Below are 18180 nucleotides of genomic sequence, written 5' to 3'. Positions count from 1 at the left end.
GCCCATCTCCATTCGAGCCCATCTCCGTTCGGGCCGCACGAGCGTATTGTCTACGCGTGTTGTATCACGATCGTCGTGCGAATTCCAAGCTCAACCCATACTTCATCAGTGTTTTGGTGAAGTATACACCAACCTTGATTGGATCGTGGAAAGCCACACGGCTCTCGATTTGTCGAAAGTCTTGGCGAGGTTCACTACGCATCGAACCTGAGTTTCGTGACGATGCGAACCCGAAAAACCGATGCCGTTAATTGGCGAACGGGTTGGCTTGGATTCCGCTGGAGATGGGATTGACCTTTTTCGGCGGCGAAGGTCGGTTCTGAGGGCAACCGCTTTGGCATTGCCTTGGTACCGGCGTCGGATAGGGACTCGTCTTTTCGTCCGTGAAAAACTGGTTGAACAGCCCGCCAGGTTCCGCAGACATCAGGCTCGGTAATTGCTTGGGGATACTCGATGCGGTGTTGGCATCGGCATCACCGGAGTCTCCACCAGCGTGTTTGACCGAAGTGATATCGAACCCATCGGCAGCGTCCGCGAAATTCTCGAATTTGCCATCGTTGGGGCCGTCGTCGAAAGAACCGTCTGCCACCGAGCCTTGAGAGTTCGCTAAATAGGATTTGACTTTTTCGAAATTGGGCCCGTTCAAATTGCAGGTCGCACTGATAATCATCACGCCCGCAATCAAGATCGCCATCAACGGAATCGTTCCCAGGAAGCTAAAAATTCCATTGAGAAAATACGTTTTGACACCGCTGCCGATACTGCAGCGGCCGAACGCCGAAATGATCAACACGTACGTGCCCAGCGACGCGACGCAGGCAATCAAACCAGCGACGGGCTCGCCCGGCATCGCGAAGAGGATCGACATCGATACAAACGTGCTCGACAACGTGGTGGCGATCACGATTCCGATCGACTTCCAAAATCCAAATCTTCCCACTCCAGCGACGGCGAGGGCAAACTTCATCGAATAGCCCGTCACCAGCACGAAGCCCACAAACAAAACCACCGCCAGCAGCGAGATTGGAATCAGGGCCGCCGCGAATGCTTCCTGTGCCGCCTGTAAATTGGAGTCGTTCATGGTGTGTGTTTTGTTGAGTACTGAAAGCGTCATTGCGCAGCGGTCACCGCTGGATCGCCGGGGGGGCTCCTCTTGAAACATAGGTCACGATGGGATCGGAATCCGAAAAAACTCGCTCCTCTTTTCGGCTACGTCGATTCTGGCCGTATGAAATCGATCCCGTCCATCACAGCGGTGATGTACGTCGGCCTTCCAAGGCGGTCGGCTTATGCATTGATTGTTCAAATCGTGGTTGGCGACTGTTAAGCAGACACCGACGGAGATTCAAAATCGACGGTGCGACAGCAACGGCACAGGCGATCACCACCGCAGGGTTGCGGCTCACTCGCTACTTAGGCAAGCCCCAAACCCAGAGGGTTAGGCGTATTGACCGCCTTTGGCGTCAATGGAAGCGACCCCAATGCAAACAAGCCCAATGAAAAGGAACTCGAGGTGCGAAAGCCCGAGGTACAAAAGCCGTGCAAGTGAATCTGGCGTCAAAACCCACTTTTTTACAGCCCAGCATGAGCGACGGACGCGAGTCAGCGGGCGAATTGAGCATGCGACGCCAAGTCGCGAAGCGATGACCGAAGGCGATTGCTGATCGGCTCTTCCGGAGAAAACGTGGCTGTCCCATCGTCGCTACGCCAGGAAATCCATTCGACACGATTCCTTTGGGCTTCTTCAAAACGCGGCATCTCCAATCTGGATCGTGTTTGGTTATCATGGTAGGCCACATTGATTCTCAAGCTGAACTCCTTTTTTCCTATCACGGCCGACAATATGTTTCGATCACGAATATTCCTTTGGTTCCTCGCATGCACCGTGCTGGGGGCGTGCGAGTCGTCTGGTGCGGATCCCAAGGTGGACTCGCCGAAGCATGTTCGCATTCTCACGATCGGGAACAGTTTTACTCGAAATGCGACGCGGTATTTGGGCGAGATTACGGAGGCGGCAGGTCACAAGTTGACTCACAAAATGTTGTCGATTGGTGGATCGCCGCTCGAACTGCATGCGGCCAAAGCGCTCGCCTTTGAGCAGGATCGTAGTGATCGCTCGGCAAAGTACTCGAGTGGCGAGAGTCTGCAAGAAGCGTTGCAGAGCGAGCCTTGGGACTTCGTCACGATCCAGCAGGTCAGCATCAAGAGCCATGACATCGAGACGTACCGCCCGTATGCGGAGCAGTTAGCCGACATCATCCATCGCTACGCTCCCCAAGCAAGGTTGTTGGTCCATCAGACTTGGGCTTATCGCAACGATGACCCGCGATTCCATCGCTCGAGCACTCCCGAAGGCGAACCCGCGACGCAACAGGCGATGTACGAAGGACTGAGTGAGGCTTATCGCACGATTGTGGCGGAGTTGTCGGCGCGCCGAATTCCGGTGGGCGACGCGTTTTGGATTGCGGACAACGATCCGAACTATGGGTATCGCGCTCCGGCGGAGTTTGACGCGACGCAATTTAAATTTCCCGATCGTCCCGAATCACTGCATTCGCTGCACGTCGGATACCGCTGGCTCAAGCGTGATGGCAAGCAACAACTGCGGATGGACGGCCATCATGCGAACTTGGCCGGTGAATATTTGGGAGCGTGTGTCTGGTTCGAGGGCTTGTTCGCAGAAAGTGTGGTTGGCAATCGCTTTGTTCCAGACAAGCTCGACCCCAAGTACGCGGCGTTTTTGCAAACGGTCGCCCACCAGGCGGCTCAGCAAGGGGGTGATGTGGTTCGCGGCATTCCCAACGAACCAACGACCGCGTGGGACGACCCGTCGCCACAGCGGTATCAGTTTCGTGTTCGCGCCAGTGAAATCGATTCACGTACCGGCGAGTACCCCAAGATTGGTTTTGTCTCGGGAAGTCGTGAGAAGCCTGCGGATATGGAGTTTGCGTCGGTCGATACACGAGTGGCGCCGCAGGGAAAGTTAGCCATTTGGTTGATGGGCCATAACAGCGGGTTGTTCGAGCGTTTGAACGAGTATGGCATTCACGCGATCGGGGTCAGTTACGCACGAGGCTGGTTCGGCAAACTGGCTCAGCCGCGGCCCGCCGACGCGTACGCGCGAGGACGTATTCGGTTGGAGGCCGCAACCGGCTTGGATTTCAGCGATGAATTGGATCTATTGCCCCCGGACGGAGCTGCCGAGCGTGCCCGTCAAATGGTGCTGTGGCTTTCCAAAGAGAATCCGCAAGGCAATTGGGAACAGTTCTTGGCCGACGATGGATCGCGGTTACGTTGGGACAAGATCATTGTGACGGGGGCTTCGCACGGTAGTACGACGGCGGCGCGATTCGCCCAACACCAACGCGTCGATCGAGTCGTGATGTTGTGCGGCCCGAGAGACCAAGACCAAGATTGGCAGAGCTTGCCCTCGGCGACTCCCGCGAACCGATTTTTTGGATTCACTCATGTGCTCGATGGCGGCTGGACCGGCGACCACTATTGCCGTTCATGGGAAATGTTGGGATTGCATGCGTTTGGCCCGATCGTCAACGTCGACTCGACACCGCCGCCGTACGAAAACTCGCGCCGCTTGATCACCGCAGCCGATGTGGGGGGCGACGCCCGACGTGCGCATGGCTCGGTCACTCCCGGTGGCTCTTCTCCGAAAGACGCAAACGGGGAATTGCGGTTCGATCCCGTTTGGCGTTACTTATACAACCACCCGGTTGATGCCGTCGGCGAGGCGAGCGAGGAAGATCCCGATTGCCAACGCATTCACGTTAGCTACGACTGAGTGTCAATGTAACCGAGTCTCTTTCGCTTTCGGATCCATTCCGAAACGCGGGGGGGGAATCGGGATTTTCAGCCATGCTTGTAACGGGATCGATGACCGGTCCCGCTACAGGATTTCAACACCGCGGTGGCGGGCGATGATTCGGTCAATGAGTTCCACGCGACCGCGGCTACGAACTGACTTGCGTCAATCGCTTGACCAAGATTGCCACCACCACGGTCAATGCAATCGCGATGCCGCCGCACAGCAACGCGGATTGGTAGTGCCCGAAGATCAGGTTTCCAATGCCGGGTAACACCGTGTAAACGATTCCGGTTGCGCAAAGGGCGGCAAAGATCGAGAGTCCGACGTCGGTATCAACCTGTACCTCGGGATTGCGTTTGGAGACGGGTTTCCAAAATGGGCCACCCGGTCGGACCTTTTGATAGAACCGATCGAGCGTGTCGGAATCGACTGGCGGAGTGAGCCAAGTCACCAGCACCCACAGCACGATGGTCATCATGGCAACAGCGAACATTTTGACCTCCGGGCCTAGGACCGGACCGACGCCATCGGAATTCGCCAGCCCTGTGGCGACGGCAAGCGGTTCGACGGTCAAGAAAAACACGAGCGATCCAAACATCGAAACGATTTCGCTCCAAGCGTTGATGCGCCACCAAAACCAGCGCAACATGAACACCGCGCCGGTGCCTGCGCCGAGGGCCAATAACAATCGCCAAGCGGCGTCGACCGATTGGCCAAACATCAGCACCGATGCCACACCCCCGGCCAACAATACGATCAGCGACGCATAGCGAGAGGCCCGGTTCAATTGCTTTTCGGTGGCATCGGGCCGCAGGAATCGCTGGTAGACATCGCGCACCAAGTAGGATGCACCCCAGTTCATTTGCGTGCTGAGGGTTGACATGAACGCGGCAAAGAAGGTGACGGTTAACAGACCGCGGAGTCCCGGTGGGCTGAGGTCGCGCATCACTCGGGGGAACCCAACGCCGGAGTTGAACGCCGGGTCGGCAAGCTCGCTTTGGCGCAGTTCGGGGTACATCGCCAGTGCCGCTAATGCCACGATCAACCAAGGCCAGGGGCGTACGCAATAGTGAGCGATCTGAAACCATAGCGTTGCCAGTAGCGAATGGCGTTCGTCCTTACACGCCGCCATCCGTTGGACGATAAAGCCGCCGCCACCGGGTTCGGCGCCGGGATACCACGTTGCCCACCACTGCACCAATAACAACAGTAAAAACACATGCAGCGGCAACCAAGCGTTGTCGCCCGAGAAATCGGGAATCAAGTCGAAGGCGGCGGTTCCCCCTTCGCCAAAGTTTTCGATCACCTTGGCTTCCAATTGCGAAGGGCCGCCGAAGTGCGCGATCGCAAGCCACGCCAAGGCAATGCAGCCGAACATCGCCAGGCAGAATTGCAATGCATCGGCGACCGCGACGCCCCACATGCCCGAGAGCGTCCCATAGACACCGACCATTGCCAGCGTGCCAAAAATGATCAACCAAGGCCGAACCGACAACGCGCCTTCGCCGAATATCGTTTGTTCAAACGTCGATGCGGGTAATTCGAACAAGATCGTCTCGTCGAGCACCATGAACATCGCCGAGGTCACCCAACCGATGATGATCGGATTGACGATCAGTGCAACGTAGATCGCGCGCGAACCACGCAGCAGTGCCGCGGGTTTGCCCGAATAGCGTAATTCCACTAACTCGACATCGGTCATCACGCCGGATCGTCGCCACAGTTTGGCATAGACGAACACGGTAATCATGCCACCGAGCGCGAACGACCACCAAACCCAATTGCCCGCCAAGCCATGTTGAATGGTTAGTCCGGTAACAGCCAGCGGCGTGTCGGCAGCAAAGGTCGTGGCCACCATCGATGTGCCGGCAATCCACCATGGTAACGACCGTCCCGAGACAAAATACTCCGCAATGTCCTTGCTGGCTCGATTGCGGAACCAAAAGCCAATCCCAATCGTGGTGGCGAAGTAGATCCCGATAATCACGTAGTCGATGGCGGTGAGGATCATACGGAGTACTTATCTGAGGGGGGGCAATCGAAGCGACGAACGAGGCATGAAGGGATTGGGCTGTAGCGGAACGCGTCAACGTGATTCGGCCAGTCTACTAGCTCGAATGTCTTGCCATGTTCCACTGCGGGAGATCAGAACGCGTCGTCGTCGGACAGTTTTTCGATCGACTCGATCTCGAGTTTACGGAATTCAACTTCAGCGCCTTCGGCTTGGATCGCGATCTGGCCTTTCGAAGCCGTGCAATGAGTACCGTGATTGACGAAGTCGCCATTGACCCAGACTTTAACCTCGTCGCCTAGGCACTCGATGACCATTTCATTCCATTGGCCGAGTGGTTTTTCGCTGCCGTCCGTCAGATTGAGAATCCGGCGGCCTTTGCCTTCGGTGATGCCCCAGTTCTCTTTGGGGCCACGCCGTTTGACCATGTCGGGAACGGTGATGTCTTGGACGATGCACCAAAAATCACCTGCATGTTCGTGGTTCATTTGTACTTCGATCGACTTCGGGAACATCTTGTAGAGCGATCGTGGCGTGGATGCGTGGACCAACACGCCGCAATTACCCGGTTTGCCCGCAAAGCGATATTGAACGACCAAGCGATAGTTCTGGTGGGATGCGTCGGTGATCAGATGACCTCGCGGCGTCCCCAAACTGACCAGCATCTCGTTGCGAACGATAAACGAAGGGGGGACGTCGGGTGCATTGTCTTGCTCTGGAACGTCGACATGCCATCCCGACAAGTCGGTTCCGTTGAACAGCGTTTCCGCTCTCGCCGCTTGTTTCGATGTTCCCAGGCCGAAACTGCAAAGCAACGCAAAGAGAATGAAAAACGCTCGAGAGCAACGATGCATCGTGATATCCAGTCAATGGCAATGGGAACCGCAAATCCAACGCTGATAATCCGTGCCTGTTGAGGGCCGGGCATCCAGAGATGGGTGGAAGGTGAGCGGACCATTATACGGGGTGAAGCGGGGTAGCGGGCGTAGCGAGACGCGTGGAAATTTTCGGTGTGGTCGCCATGGGGGTGGCTCGGGTTTGAGCTCAATGGCCAAGGCAGGCGGCAGGTTGGACAAGCCATTCGATGCAAACGCAAATCCTACCCTCGAACTCGACTGCTTGATGGGGACGAGCCCAAGATGACACCCACCCGCGTTGGACGCTTGCTCGCGAAATCGGTTGGAGGAATTAGGGATCCCACCTACAATCGTGTTTGGATCCGGTTCCCCCAAACAACGTTGATCGAACATGCTCCAGCCTCCGCTTCCCGTTTACGGTTGCTTTCCACGTTGGCCTGAAGATGGGCAAGATTTCATTCATCCCGAAGATCGGGTGATTGTTTCACGTCGCATCCCTAGCGAGCGTGTGTTCCGTCGCGACGCATTTGATGGCACGTACTACCACTATCGCTACGGAGCGGTCCGTTTTCGGCTTCGTCCCTGTTTGTGGTTGGCGGTTGAATCCGATGGAATCGACATTGGCGACTCGGTCGAGACCGTGGGGGTGGGGATGGAGCGAGAATTGTTTGTGGCGGAGGTGTATGGAATGTATTTCGTCCGCCGCAAGGGTTGCATTTTGTATCGATTGCGTCGTGGCGAAACCACGATCCCGAACCTTTATCACCGCGATAGCATGCGGTTATTGACCGAGAAAACTCACTTGCGTCCAGGTGAAATCGACCACCCCATGCCAAAATCTGAAGGGCGTGGCGAGCGGATCCCCGGCGATATTTTCTAAGCGGGATGGAGGTGTTGGCATGTTCGCAGCGATTTTTCGAACTCTCGGTCCGTTCTGATCTTGCGTTTGCTTCCGCTACTGGGCTACAAGCCATGGGATTGTTTCGCCCCCTCTCTCCTTTTCAGCGTAGAGCAAGGAATGCAACCGCTTTACCACTACCGGCTCGTTGGTGTGTTCGTCGTGCTGATCGCAATTCAGTGCGGTGGGGTCGACGCTCGCGCCCAGATCCCGACGCGAGCGGAAGTCGACGCGGTCCAAAGCGTCAGCCTTCCCGAGGACCCTGCGGCAATCATTGCCGTGGTGGGACAGACGCCGATTTTTCTGGGTGAAATCAGCCCCAAGGTCGAAGCCCGTATCAACGAAGTGCTCGCCAAGGCAAATCAAAGCGTTCCCGAAGACCAACTCAAATTTGCACGGATCAATTTGACCCGCGGAATGCTGACTCAGGCCATCCAAAACAAGATGATGCGAGAGAGTTTCTTGTTGGACCAAGTGGGGACCCAAAGTGCAGAGAAACGCGCCGAGGCCGATGAAACGCTGGCGGCACGCGCACGGCAAATGTTCCACGAGTCGGAATTGCCGCAGCTGAAGAAGCAATACAAAGCCAATGACATGAGCGAACTCGATGCCTTGTTGCGTCAAAAGGGAAGTTCATTAGCGGCACGACAACGTGACTTTACCGACGCGATGTTGGGGCACCTCTACATCCGTAGCAAAGTCAATAAAGACCCCACCGTTTCGTTGGCCGACATCACTCAGTACTACAACGAGCACCAGGCAGAATACCGACGCACGGCGATGGCGAACTGGGAACAGTTGACGGTGTTGCATAGCAACTTCTCTTCTCGTGACGAGGCGATCAAGGCGATCTCGGACATGGGACGCGAAGCCTACTTTGGCGGTAATGTGCAAGCGGTCGCTCGTGCCAAGAGCCAAGAACCCTTTGCCAGCTCCGGCGGCCTTCATGATTGGACCGCCAAGGGATCGCTCGCATCGGAGGTGCTCGATGCACAAATCTTTTCGCTGCCGCTCAATGCACTCAGCGAGATCATCGAGGACGAGACCGGGTTTCACATCATTCGCGTCCTCGGTCGCAAGGAGGCGGGTTTCACTCCGCTCAGTGAGGTCCAGGACGAGATTCGGGCGAAAATTCGTGAGCAGAAAATTGCGGAATCCCAGAAGAATGTGATGAAAGAGATGCAGTTGCGAGTTCAAGTTTGGTCATTGTTCCCCGACGACATCGAAGGGGCCAAGCCATTGCCGTCGAGCATCGCATCGCGTCCAAGTGCGACCCCCGCCGCAGCGAATCGTTTCTAAACCTAAACAGGACGAATGAAGGTGACGCTTGCGGAAGGCCGTCACCGGAGATCCTTCGTTTCGGGAGCTTGGTTCGGCCACGTGAGACGCTCGCCGAACTCCGCCACTCCCTTTCCTAGGCGTTCCCCCAACGCCAATCGCCTACGCCGTTGAGACCGTGATCATGAACAAGCGAGTTGCCCAATACGGAAGGTGCATTTCGCTTGTCATCGTCCTGTTTGCCGGCTGTGGCCAAATTGCCAATCGCTTGATCACGAATGTTCCCGAGCCCTTCGTTCCTAACCCATTGGAACTACCACCGGCTCCGGACACCTTCGTTTGGTCCCAAGTCATTGACGCCGTCGACGACTACTTTCGTATCGCTCGCGAACAACCGGTGCAAAATGCAGACGGCATCATTCTCGATGGCCGTTTAGAAACCACCTATCAAGTGGGTGGGACGCTGAGTGAACCGTGGAAAAAGGACAGCACGCCTGGCTTTGAGCGTTTGCAATCGACGTTGCAATCAATTCGCCGTCGGGCGATCGTGACGGTGCGTCCCCAGGGCGCAGGCTACGTGATCGAAGTGATTGTTCAAAAAGACCTCGAGGATACCGATCGCACGCAATTTGCGACCGAATCGACCGCGTCCAAACGGCATGACGGAACGCTGATTCGAGAAGAAAATCGGATCGACGATATACCGCAAACGCTCGGTTGGATTCCCTTAGGTCGAGATGCTTCGTTAGAACAGGTAATCTTGCGAGACATTTTCGGTCGTATCACTCAGGCAGACCGCAGCCAATCCCTTTTGCATCACTAATTTTTTCGAAATGTGTCATTCGGAACGGAATCGGCACAATCGACATGGCTTATCAGTGATTGCGGGACTTGACGTCCATCTTTGTCTTGGAGCGTTAATCTCCAGGCACCTCGGCGCCGATATCGAACCCTGCCATGCGGTGCTGACCCCCGATTGCATGGTCGTGTGAAACATTGGGCGTCGCCCCTCGAGTCATTACATCCATGATCTGCATCACGCCTCCTCGCGTCGACTATCAAACACTTTGTGCGAACATCGAACGCCGGCTTTGCGAACTAGGGATGCTTGAATCGAAGCAATTTCCAATGACTCAACGCGAAGTCGTTCGGGGTGGGAAAACGTGTGGCATTTACTTTTGCTTGCATGGACCACGTAGTGTCAAATTGACGGCGATTTGCGACTTCAACAAAAACACCATCATCTATTACGGTAGCGATGGCATTCGCCGCGAAAACGCCACGCTGCCCGCACGCATGGTCAGCCAGATTCAAAGCGAATTGAAGGCAGCTTAAGCCGAAGCGTACGCGACGCAATAACGTTCTTGGCTCGGTCCCTCGCTGACGCGTCGGGTTGGGATTGCCGTTCCTCGCTGACGCGTCGGGTTGCGATTGCCGACGTCTCCGGCTTAGAGATCGTCGTCGTCAAGAAAATCTTCATCGAGTTCGTCTTCGTCGAACTCGTCCACGGCCTCGCCGCGATCTAGAAATTCCTCAGGGGGATCGACGCCGTCTTGCGGGATCCAGCGGATCGTGGGACGCGGCGGATCTGAGAGTGCTTCTTCACACTCGAGCGCTTGCCAGGTCAAATCGCCAGGCCCATCGGCGGTGTCACCATCTTCGACCTCTTCGTCGGAGGTCAGCATGTAGAGCGATGCGTTCCGCAGAAAACGCTCGATATCGGCCGGTTCAAACTTTTCGGCCGGGTAGACCGCTTCGAGATCGGGCAAATCAAGTTGGCCGTTGCCGACCGTGTCCATCAACGTCCAGGCTTCGTCTGCCTTGAAAATGCGGACGTTCGTCCACATATCCAACGGTGGCAACTCGTGGCTCCAGGCGTAGTTGAGTCCTTGCCGGAGTCCCGTTTCCTCACGCAGCACCTCGCCGCCAGGATTGAAATAGCAGATCGCTTGGGGCAATTGCAAAAGTTCGGTGACCGCCCGCGTAATGAACTGCATCTCGTTGACGGCGTCGTAGTCCTCGGGAACGAGGGGGATATCTGCGTCATCTTCGTCGCTGCCAGCCTCTTCGACGCCGAGCACGTAGGAGATCAAGACGCGAATATGGGCTTGATGCTGCTTGATCGCGCTGGAGCCGTCTTCCCAGCCCCAAGTTTGTTCGCTGGCGCGTTGTAAACAACCGGGAAAGGCGAGCGGACCGAATTGGCCGAGCGACCAGGCGACAAAGCGTTCGGGAGACTCATCGGGATCCCCCATGTCATCGGGCCAGGGGGAGCGGGACGGGGTTACGAGCAAATGACCCCCCACTTCTTCGCGATACTTGAGCACCAAGGTTTCGGGAGCATCATCGTCTTCGATCGATTGATGGCGTCCAACCAGCTCGAAACATTTGAGGCGTTCTTCTAAATCCGCGATCGAAACCGGCTCACGGAGCAGGACGCACATCCCCTGAGTGAACAATCCTTTAGCCATTTCGATCTCTATTCCCGTCGCTCGCGATTTAGTGATCTACCGTTTTAACCCAGCATCGAAGCATTCACGAGGGTACACACCGCCTGGGGGCGGGCTCAACGCCGCATCGCGAAGCCAAAAGCCGCTAGAGACAGCGAAACGGAAAAACCGATACACTCCCCCTTTCCATTGCCTAAGAATGCTCATAGCGTTGATGATTCACACGGCAATTCTTTGTTCTAAGAGGCACCTGAACGAGCATGACGACGAAGGAAATCACAGTCAAAGGTGCTCGAGAGCATAATCTTCGCGATGTGAACCTCAGTTTGCCCCGAGGCCAATTGATCTGTTTTTCAGGTGTTTCGGGGAGCGGAAAGTCCTCGCTAGCATTTGACACGCTGTATGCCGAAGGTCAGCGGCGGTATGTCGAAAGTTTGAGCAATTACGCGCGGCAATTCATGGGGCAAATGCCCAAGCCCGATGTCGATTTTGTTGGCGGGTTGAGCCCCTCGATCTCGATCAGCCAAAAATCGACGGGAAATAATCCGCGCAGTACGGTCGGCACGATCACGGAAATTTACGACTTTTTGCGGGTGTTGTACGCGCGGGTCGGCACGGGACATTGCCCTCAATGTGAAGTCGAGATCACGGCGCAATCGCGTGACGCCATCGTGACGCGAATTTTGTCACTGCCCGGCGAGGCGACCTTGTGGGTGATGGCGCCGCTGATCCGCGGCCAAAAGGGCGAATTTCGCGATCTGTTCGAAGACCTTCGCAAACAAGGCTTCTCGCGCGCCCGCGTCGATGGCGAGACGATCCGGTTAAGTGATCCGCCCCATTTGGACCGCCAACATCGCCACGATGTCGAAGTCATCGTCGATCGTATTGATCCCGACTCACGCGATCGCGGCCGGGTCACCGAAGCGATCGAAACCGGCTTGAAACTAGGGGAGTCGACCGTCATGGTTTCGCTCTCCGAAGCCAATGACCGCGACGCCGGTAAACCGGCCGCCGACCTGCTCTACTCGTCACGTTATTCCTGCGGTTCGTGTGGCCAGAGTTTTAAACCGCCCACGCCCCAATTGTTTAGTTTCAACAGCCCGCAAGGGATGTGCGAAGCCTGTGACGGACTGGGACGGCTGTATACGTTTGTTCCCGAGTTGCTGATCCCCGACGAAACAAAGTCGGTTCGCAAAGGAGCGATCGATCTGCTCGGCGCCTGGAGCGAGATGGGACGCTATCGCCAACACATCTACAAGGGTGTCGCCGAGGCGATGGACGAAGCGTTGGAGCTCAAAAGCGGCACGATGCTCGAGGGACCCTGGCAAGACCTGCCCGAGCAAGCCAAACGCGTCTGGCTGTGGGGCACCGGCAACACGGTTGAGTTCACCTGGCGAGCGGCTGGGAAAACGAAAAAGTACTCGGATTCCTTCGAGGGCTTCATCCCAGAGTTGTTGGATCGCTATCGCACTAACAAGAACAAGATGCAACAGCGTCAGTTCGAAAAGTACATGAGTACGATCGAGTGCGTCGATTGCCATGGCAAACGGCTCAATCCTCAAGCCAGTGCCGTCACCCTGGCCACGATGAGTCAAACGTATCAGGCCGCTTTGGGAACGGACAAAGCGTCGCTGCCGGCATTGTGTGAATTGCCCATCGATGAATTGGTTGAGTTCTTTCGTGACGTACGGCTAGGCGAAACCGATGCCAAGATTGCTGCCGAAGCGCTGAAGGAAATTCGCACACGACTGGGCTTTTTGCTTGGTGTCGGACTCGATTATTTGACCCTTGGTCGCACCGCGCCGACGCTCTCGGGAGGCGAATCGCAACGCATCCGTTTGGCGGGCCAGATCGGCAGCGGGCTGGTCGGCGTGTTGTACATCTTGGATGAGCCTTCGATCGGATTGCATCCACGCGATAATGATCGTTTGATCGAAACGCTCGTTCGGCTTCGCGATCGCGGCAACACGTTGGTCGTGGTGGAACACGACGAAGATACGATGCGGGCCTCGGACATGATCGTCGACTTCGGCCCCGGGCCTGGCATCAAGGGAGGTCGGGTGGTTGCCATCGGTGACGCCGAGACCGTTTCCAACACGGCGAAGAGCGTGACCGGCCAATTTTTGTCGGGCAAACGCACCATCACGCCACCCGAAACGCTGCGTCCGATCGATCCCGAGCTGCAGATCACGATCAAAGGGGCGCGCTTTCATAACCTGCGAAACATTGATGTTTCGATTCCGTTGGCGACCGTGACCTGTGTCACCGGGGTTTCCGGTAGCGGCAAGAGCTCGTTGATCGGTGGCATCCTCGAACCGGCGCTGCGCGTCGCGCTCAACGGAGCGGAATGCGAAAGTGGCGAGCACGACTCGATCAGCGGACTCGAGCATCTCGACAAAACGATCGCGATCGATCAGTCGCCGATTGGGCGTACCCCGCGCAGCAACCCCGCGACCTATGTCAAAGTGTTTGACGAGATTCGCAATCTGTACGCCAAGTTGCCCGAAGCCAAAACTCGCGGCTACACGGCGAGCCGGTTTAGCTTCAACGTCGACGGCGGCCGCTGTGCCGGATGCGATGGAAACGGGGCTTCAAAATTAGAAATGGACTTCCTGGCGGATATTTGGGTGACGTGCCCGGTTTGCCAAGGACGACGTTACAACCGCGAAACCTTGTCGGTTCAGTTCAAGGGGCAATCGGTCGCCGACGTGTTGGAAATGGACATCTCGCAATCGCTTGAGCTGTTCAAGGACATCCCCAAGATCGCCGAAAAGCTACAAACGCTTGTCGATGTCGGCCTCGAATACCTCAAACTTGGCCAACCTTCCCCGACCCTTTCCGGCGGTGAAGCACAACGCATCAAGCTTTCGCGTGAGTTGAGCAAGCGTGAAACCGGACGTACGCTTTACGTGCTCGACGAGCCGACCACGGGATTGCACTTTGCCGACATCGAATTGCTGTTGAAAGTGATCCACGGGTTAGCCGATCGCGGCAACACGATTGTGATCGTCGAACACAACACCGATGTGATTAAGACCGCGGATTGGGTCATCGATTTGGGCCCCGAAGGGGGTGCCGGTGGCGGGTTGGTGATTGCCGAAGGTCGTCCTGCGGAGGTTGCGAAAGTACCGGGCAGTTACACCGGCGCGGCGATTGCCAAATCGCTGGGCTTGGCGCCGCGCCCGACCGCGAGCAAGCCGATCGACACGGTCCTTTCAAGCATCCTCGACAGCACGGTGAACACGAACACTCACGTGTTAGTGGAAGGGGCGACCGAACATAACTTGAAATCGGTCGATGTCGAAATTCCGCGAGACGCGATGACGGTGTTTTGCGGTCCTAGCGGCAGCGGCAAAAGCTCGTTGGCGATGGACACGATCTATGCCGAGGGCCAGCGTCGCTATGTTGAGTCGTTGTCGTCGTACGCGCGTCAATTCATTGGGCAAGTGCAAAAGCCCAAGGTGGAACGCATTGAAGGGCTATCGCCGGCGGTGGCATTGGAGCAGAAGAATCTCGGTCACTCGCCGCGAAGCACGGTGGGGACGGTCACGGAGATCTACGATTACTTGCGCATTTTGATGGCGCGGTTGGGAACGATGTATTGTCCCGATTGTCAAATTCCGGTGGGCACGCAAACCCCGGACCAGATCGTTGACAAAATCATGGCCCTTCCCGAGGGGACTCGCGCCATGTTGATGGCGCCCATCGAAGTCCAAGCGGGGCCGGCGTCCGAAGACACATGGCAATCGCTGCGCAGCACGGGCTACCAACGGGTGCGGATCGATGGGGTGACGACGTCGTTGGATGGCGCGCCGATGCTCGACGCTCGACAACGCCACGAAGTCCAAGTCGTGGTGGACCGTATCGTAGTCCAAGAATCGGATCGCTCACGAATCAGCGATAGTATTGAACAAGCGTTGTCGTTGGGCATCGGAGTGCTCGAAGTGGCGTTTGCCGTCCCCGATGTCGACGAAAAATTATGGGAAGTGGTCACGCATAGCCAGCACTTGGTTTGCGGCGATTGTGGCCGTTCGTTTTCCAATTTGACGCCGCACCATTTCTCGTTCAACACCGCCGTGGGATGGTGTCCGCAATGTGAGGGTTTGGGGACGCAGACAGGGACAAACCCGGCTGCCTTGATTTCATCGCCGACGGCCACCTTGGCTGAGGGTGCCGCGCTGTTATGGCCCTCGGTGGACAAAGCGGTGTCGCAGTGGATGTTGCATGCACTGTCACGCCAGACGGGCATTCCGATCGATGTCCCCTTTGACAATTTAACCACCGCTCAGCGGCGTACTTTGTTTCACGGCATGGGAGAACGTTGGATCGACGTGTGCGAAAGCGATCGCGATGTCGCCAAGAAGCATCGCAAAACGGACGTCCCGCTGTTCCGCTACCAATTCAAAGGGTTTTACCCGGCGCTTGCCGAAGCCGCTCGTTTGACGCCGGGACTACGTGGCAAACTAGAGCAATTTGTTGACGAGATTGATTGTAGCGCGTGTGATGGTTCGCGTTTACAAGAGGATGCCGCTGCGGTGCGTTGGCGCGAATTAACGATGGCCGATATCGTCCACATGCCGCTGACCCGACTCGCCGATCAAGTCGACCGCTGGAAACTCGACAAGCGAGAACGCAAGATCGCGGGCGAATTGGTGCGTGAAATCAGCTCGCGAGCTCGCTTCCTGTTGGACGTGGGACTCGATTATTTATCCTTACACCGTGGTGCGGCGACGTTGTCCGGCGGCGAAGCGCAACGGATTCGCTTGGCCGCTCAATTGGGAAGTGGGCTTTGTGGTGTGCTGTATGTCTTGGACGAGCCGACGATCGGCTTGCACCCGCGAGACAATTTGCGATTGATCGGAGCCCTGCATCGACTGCGAGATTTAGGCAATACCTTGCTGGTCGTCGAACATGACCATGACGTCATCGCCAGCAGCGATTATTTGGTGGACTTTGGACCGCGTGCGGGACGCTACGGCGGTCGCATCGTCGCGCGGGGTGAACCAACCCGAGTCGAGCCAATCGAGCAATCCGTGACCGCAGGCTATATCAACGGCAGCAAATCGATTCCGATCCCCTCCCATCGACGTCCCACCTTTGCCGCAAACGGATCACCCTATGTCCAGCTATTGAAGCTTAGCGGCGTTCGCGTGAATAATCTCCGCGGCGTTGATTTAAACCTTCCGCTCGGCGTGTTGACGGCCGTTACCGGTCCCAGCGGCAGCGGTAAAAGTTCGCTGATCGAAGGCGTCTTGTATCCTGCACTGGCGAGGCGACTGCATCGCGCTCGACTCCGTCCCGGTCGCTACGAAAAACTCGAAGGAGTTCGCTTCATCGACAAGGTGATTCAAGTCGATCAAACCCCGCTGGGCAACAGCCCGACGAGCAATCCGGCAACCTACACGGGAGTGTTCGATTTGATCCGTCAATTGTTCGCCGAACTGCCCGAAGCCGCGGAGCGACGGTTCACTTCACGAACCTTTAGTTTTAATGTGGCCGGCGGTCGCTGTGACACCTGCGAAGGCAGCGGGCAACTCAAGATCGAGATGCATTTTCTGCCCGATGTCTGGGTGCCCTGCGAAGAGTGCCAATCGCGTCGTTACCATCCCGATGTTTTGGAGGTCAAGTTGCATGGCGCGTCGATCGCCGATGTGTTGGAAATGCAATGCGGCGAAGCGCTTGAGTTGTTTGCCGATTACCCCAAGATTTCGCGGATCTTGCAAACGATCTGCGATGTCGGGCTCGAGTATGTGACGCTCGGACAATCGGCACCAACGCTGTCGGGCGGCGAAGCCCAACGCGTCAAACTTGCTGCGGAACTGGCTCGGCCAATGACGGGGCGAACACTCTATGTGCTCGACGAGCCGACTACCGGATTGCACTTTGACGATATCGACAAACTACTTGGCGTGATGCAACGCTTGGTGGAAATGGGCAACACCGTCGTCGTGATCGAACACAACCTGGATGTGATCAAGTGTGCCGATTGGGTCATCGACATGGGGCCAGGGGCAGGCGCTCAAGGGGGCCAAATCGTCTTCGAAGGGACCCCTGAAGCCTTGGCGGAAACATGCATGGGGAAAAAACAAAAAGGGATCGTCTCTTCGACCGCACCGTTCCTGGCCGAAGCGCTGGGGCATCACGTTTCCGCGACGGTAAAACGAAAGGCCTTGCCGAAGCTGGGCAAAACAGTAGCCGCTCGCAAATCCACGCCAAAGAAAGCGGCGGTGACGGCGAAAGCAACCGCGAAGGTAGCCGCGAAGGCAACCACGAAGGCAACGCAGCCATCCGATGCCAAGCCGAATCCCGACCAGGACGCTGCAACGCATCCCTGGCAAGTGCTCGGGCGACGCTGGCATTCACTCGGCAAAGGATTCCCAGCGGATTCACAGCCGGAGTGGCCGCTGGAACTTGCCGACATGACGCTGAAATTGCTCGAGCAAGTCGCGGGGGTCGATTCGCTGCGATTTGCTGCCCCCGACCGCGTCGAAGTGCGCCCCAATGGACACGAACAAGCGTGGGCAGAAGTCGAGACAAAGACTCCGGACGCAATCAAGGTCACGTTGGCGGGACCGCAGGAAGCATTCGATCTTGATCAACTCAGCTCGCTCGGGTTGAATGGCCCGTTGCGACCCGCTGACGCCCATCACGCCGAAATGACGTTGCAGTTGACGGAATTGAAGCATGCCCGAAGCCGCAAACTGAAAACGTTTTTGAAGAAACATCTTGAACGAACGATGCAAGACTAGGTATTTTTAATTTTGCTGTCGCTACCCTCGCTAGGCCGTGGACCATGTTCTGGCGTACGCAGTTACAGCTTGATTCCCTCTTCCTTTGTCAAATTGCTCTAGAGTGTCGTTGCTCGG

Annotated in this window: 10 protein-coding genes; 6 read left to right on the top strand and 4 right to left on the bottom strand. The window is 56.6% G+C overall.

The window, feature by feature from the left end; translation table 11 throughout:
* Positions 1 to 247: 247 nt before the first annotated feature.
* On the bottom strand, positions 248 to 1081 hold the full coding sequence (locus tag Pla52o_RS25360; protein ID WP_231612653.1) for a hypothetical protein: 834 nt from the start codon (positions 1079 to 1081) through the stop codon (positions 248 to 250).
* A gap of 762 nt (positions 1082 to 1843) precedes the next feature.
* Between Pla52o_RS25360 and Pla52o_RS27585 the strand changes: the two genes are divergently transcribed.
* Positions 1844 to 3796, top strand: coding sequence for a BPSS1187 family protein (locus Pla52o_RS27585; protein ID WP_231612652.1), 1953 nt, complete (start codon positions 1844 to 1846; stop codon positions 3794 to 3796).
* Between the two features lie 169 nt (positions 3797 to 3965).
* Here the strand turns inward: Pla52o_RS27585 and Pla52o_RS25345 are convergent, their stop codons facing one another.
* Both Pla52o_RS25345 and Pla52o_RS25340 read right to left on the bottom strand, forming a co-directional pair.
* Entirely contained in the window at positions 3966 to 5831 is a 1866-nt protein-coding gene (locus Pla52o_RS25345) for a sodium:solute symporter family protein (protein WP_146597439.1), read from the bottom strand.
* Between the two features lie 134 nt (positions 5832 to 5965).
* Complete coding sequence (locus Pla52o_RS25340) at positions 5966 to 6685, bottom strand: 3-keto-disaccharide hydrolase (RefSeq protein ID WP_146597438.1); 720 nt, start codon at positions 6683 to 6685, stop codon at positions 5966 to 5968.
* Between the two features lie 394 nt (positions 6686 to 7079).
* Between Pla52o_RS25340 and Pla52o_RS25335 the strand changes: the two genes are divergently transcribed.
* The 4 genes from Pla52o_RS25335 to Pla52o_RS25320 all read left to right on the top strand — a co-directional run bounded on the left by Pla52o_RS25335 (position 7080) and on the right by Pla52o_RS25320 (position 10199).
* A complete protein-coding gene (locus Pla52o_RS25335; RefSeq protein WP_146597437.1) occupies positions 7080 to 7568 on the top strand; it encodes a hypothetical protein in 489 nt (162 codons plus the stop codon).
* A 138-nt stretch (positions 7569 to 7706) separates the two neighbouring features.
* The gene (locus Pla52o_RS25330) at positions 7707 to 8885 is read left to right on the top strand and encodes a peptidylprolyl isomerase (protein WP_146597436.1); all 1179 of its coding nucleotides are present in this window, start codon (positions 7707 to 7709) and stop codon (positions 8883 to 8885) included.
* 163 nt (positions 8886 to 9048) lie between these two features.
* On the top strand, positions 9049 to 9687 hold the full coding sequence (locus Pla52o_RS25325; RefSeq protein WP_146597435.1) for a hypothetical protein: 639 nt from the start codon (positions 9049 to 9051) through the stop codon (positions 9685 to 9687).
* Positions 9688 to 9890: 203 nt separating this feature from the next.
* Positions 9891 to 10199, top strand: a complete 309-nt coding sequence (locus Pla52o_RS25320) for a hypothetical protein (protein ID WP_146597434.1) — start codon at positions 9891 to 9893, stop codon at positions 10197 to 10199.
* Positions 10200 to 10312: 113 nt separating this feature from the next.
* Here Pla52o_RS25320 and Pla52o_RS25315 read toward each other — a convergent pair whose 3' ends face one another.
* A complete protein-coding gene (locus tag Pla52o_RS25315; protein WP_146597433.1) occupies positions 10313 to 11335 on the bottom strand; it encodes a DUF4261 domain-containing protein in 1023 nt (340 codons plus the stop codon).
* Positions 11336 to 11574: 239 nt separating this feature from the next.
* Here Pla52o_RS25315 and uvrA point away from each other — a divergent pair, with 239 nt between their 5' ends.
* A complete protein-coding gene (uvrA, locus tag Pla52o_RS25310) occupies positions 11575 to 18063 on the top strand; it encodes an excinuclease ABC subunit UvrA (RefSeq protein ID WP_146597432.1) in 6489 nt (2162 codons plus the stop codon).
* Positions 18064 to 18180 lie beyond the last annotated feature (117 nt).

Origin of the sequence: Novipirellula galeiformis (assembly GCF_007860095.1) — a bacterium.
Taxonomy (GTDB): Bacteria; Planctomycetota; Planctomycetia; order Pirellulales; family Pirellulaceae; genus Novipirellula; species Novipirellula galeiformis.
This window is presented reverse-complemented; position numbering and strand designations above follow the sequence as displayed.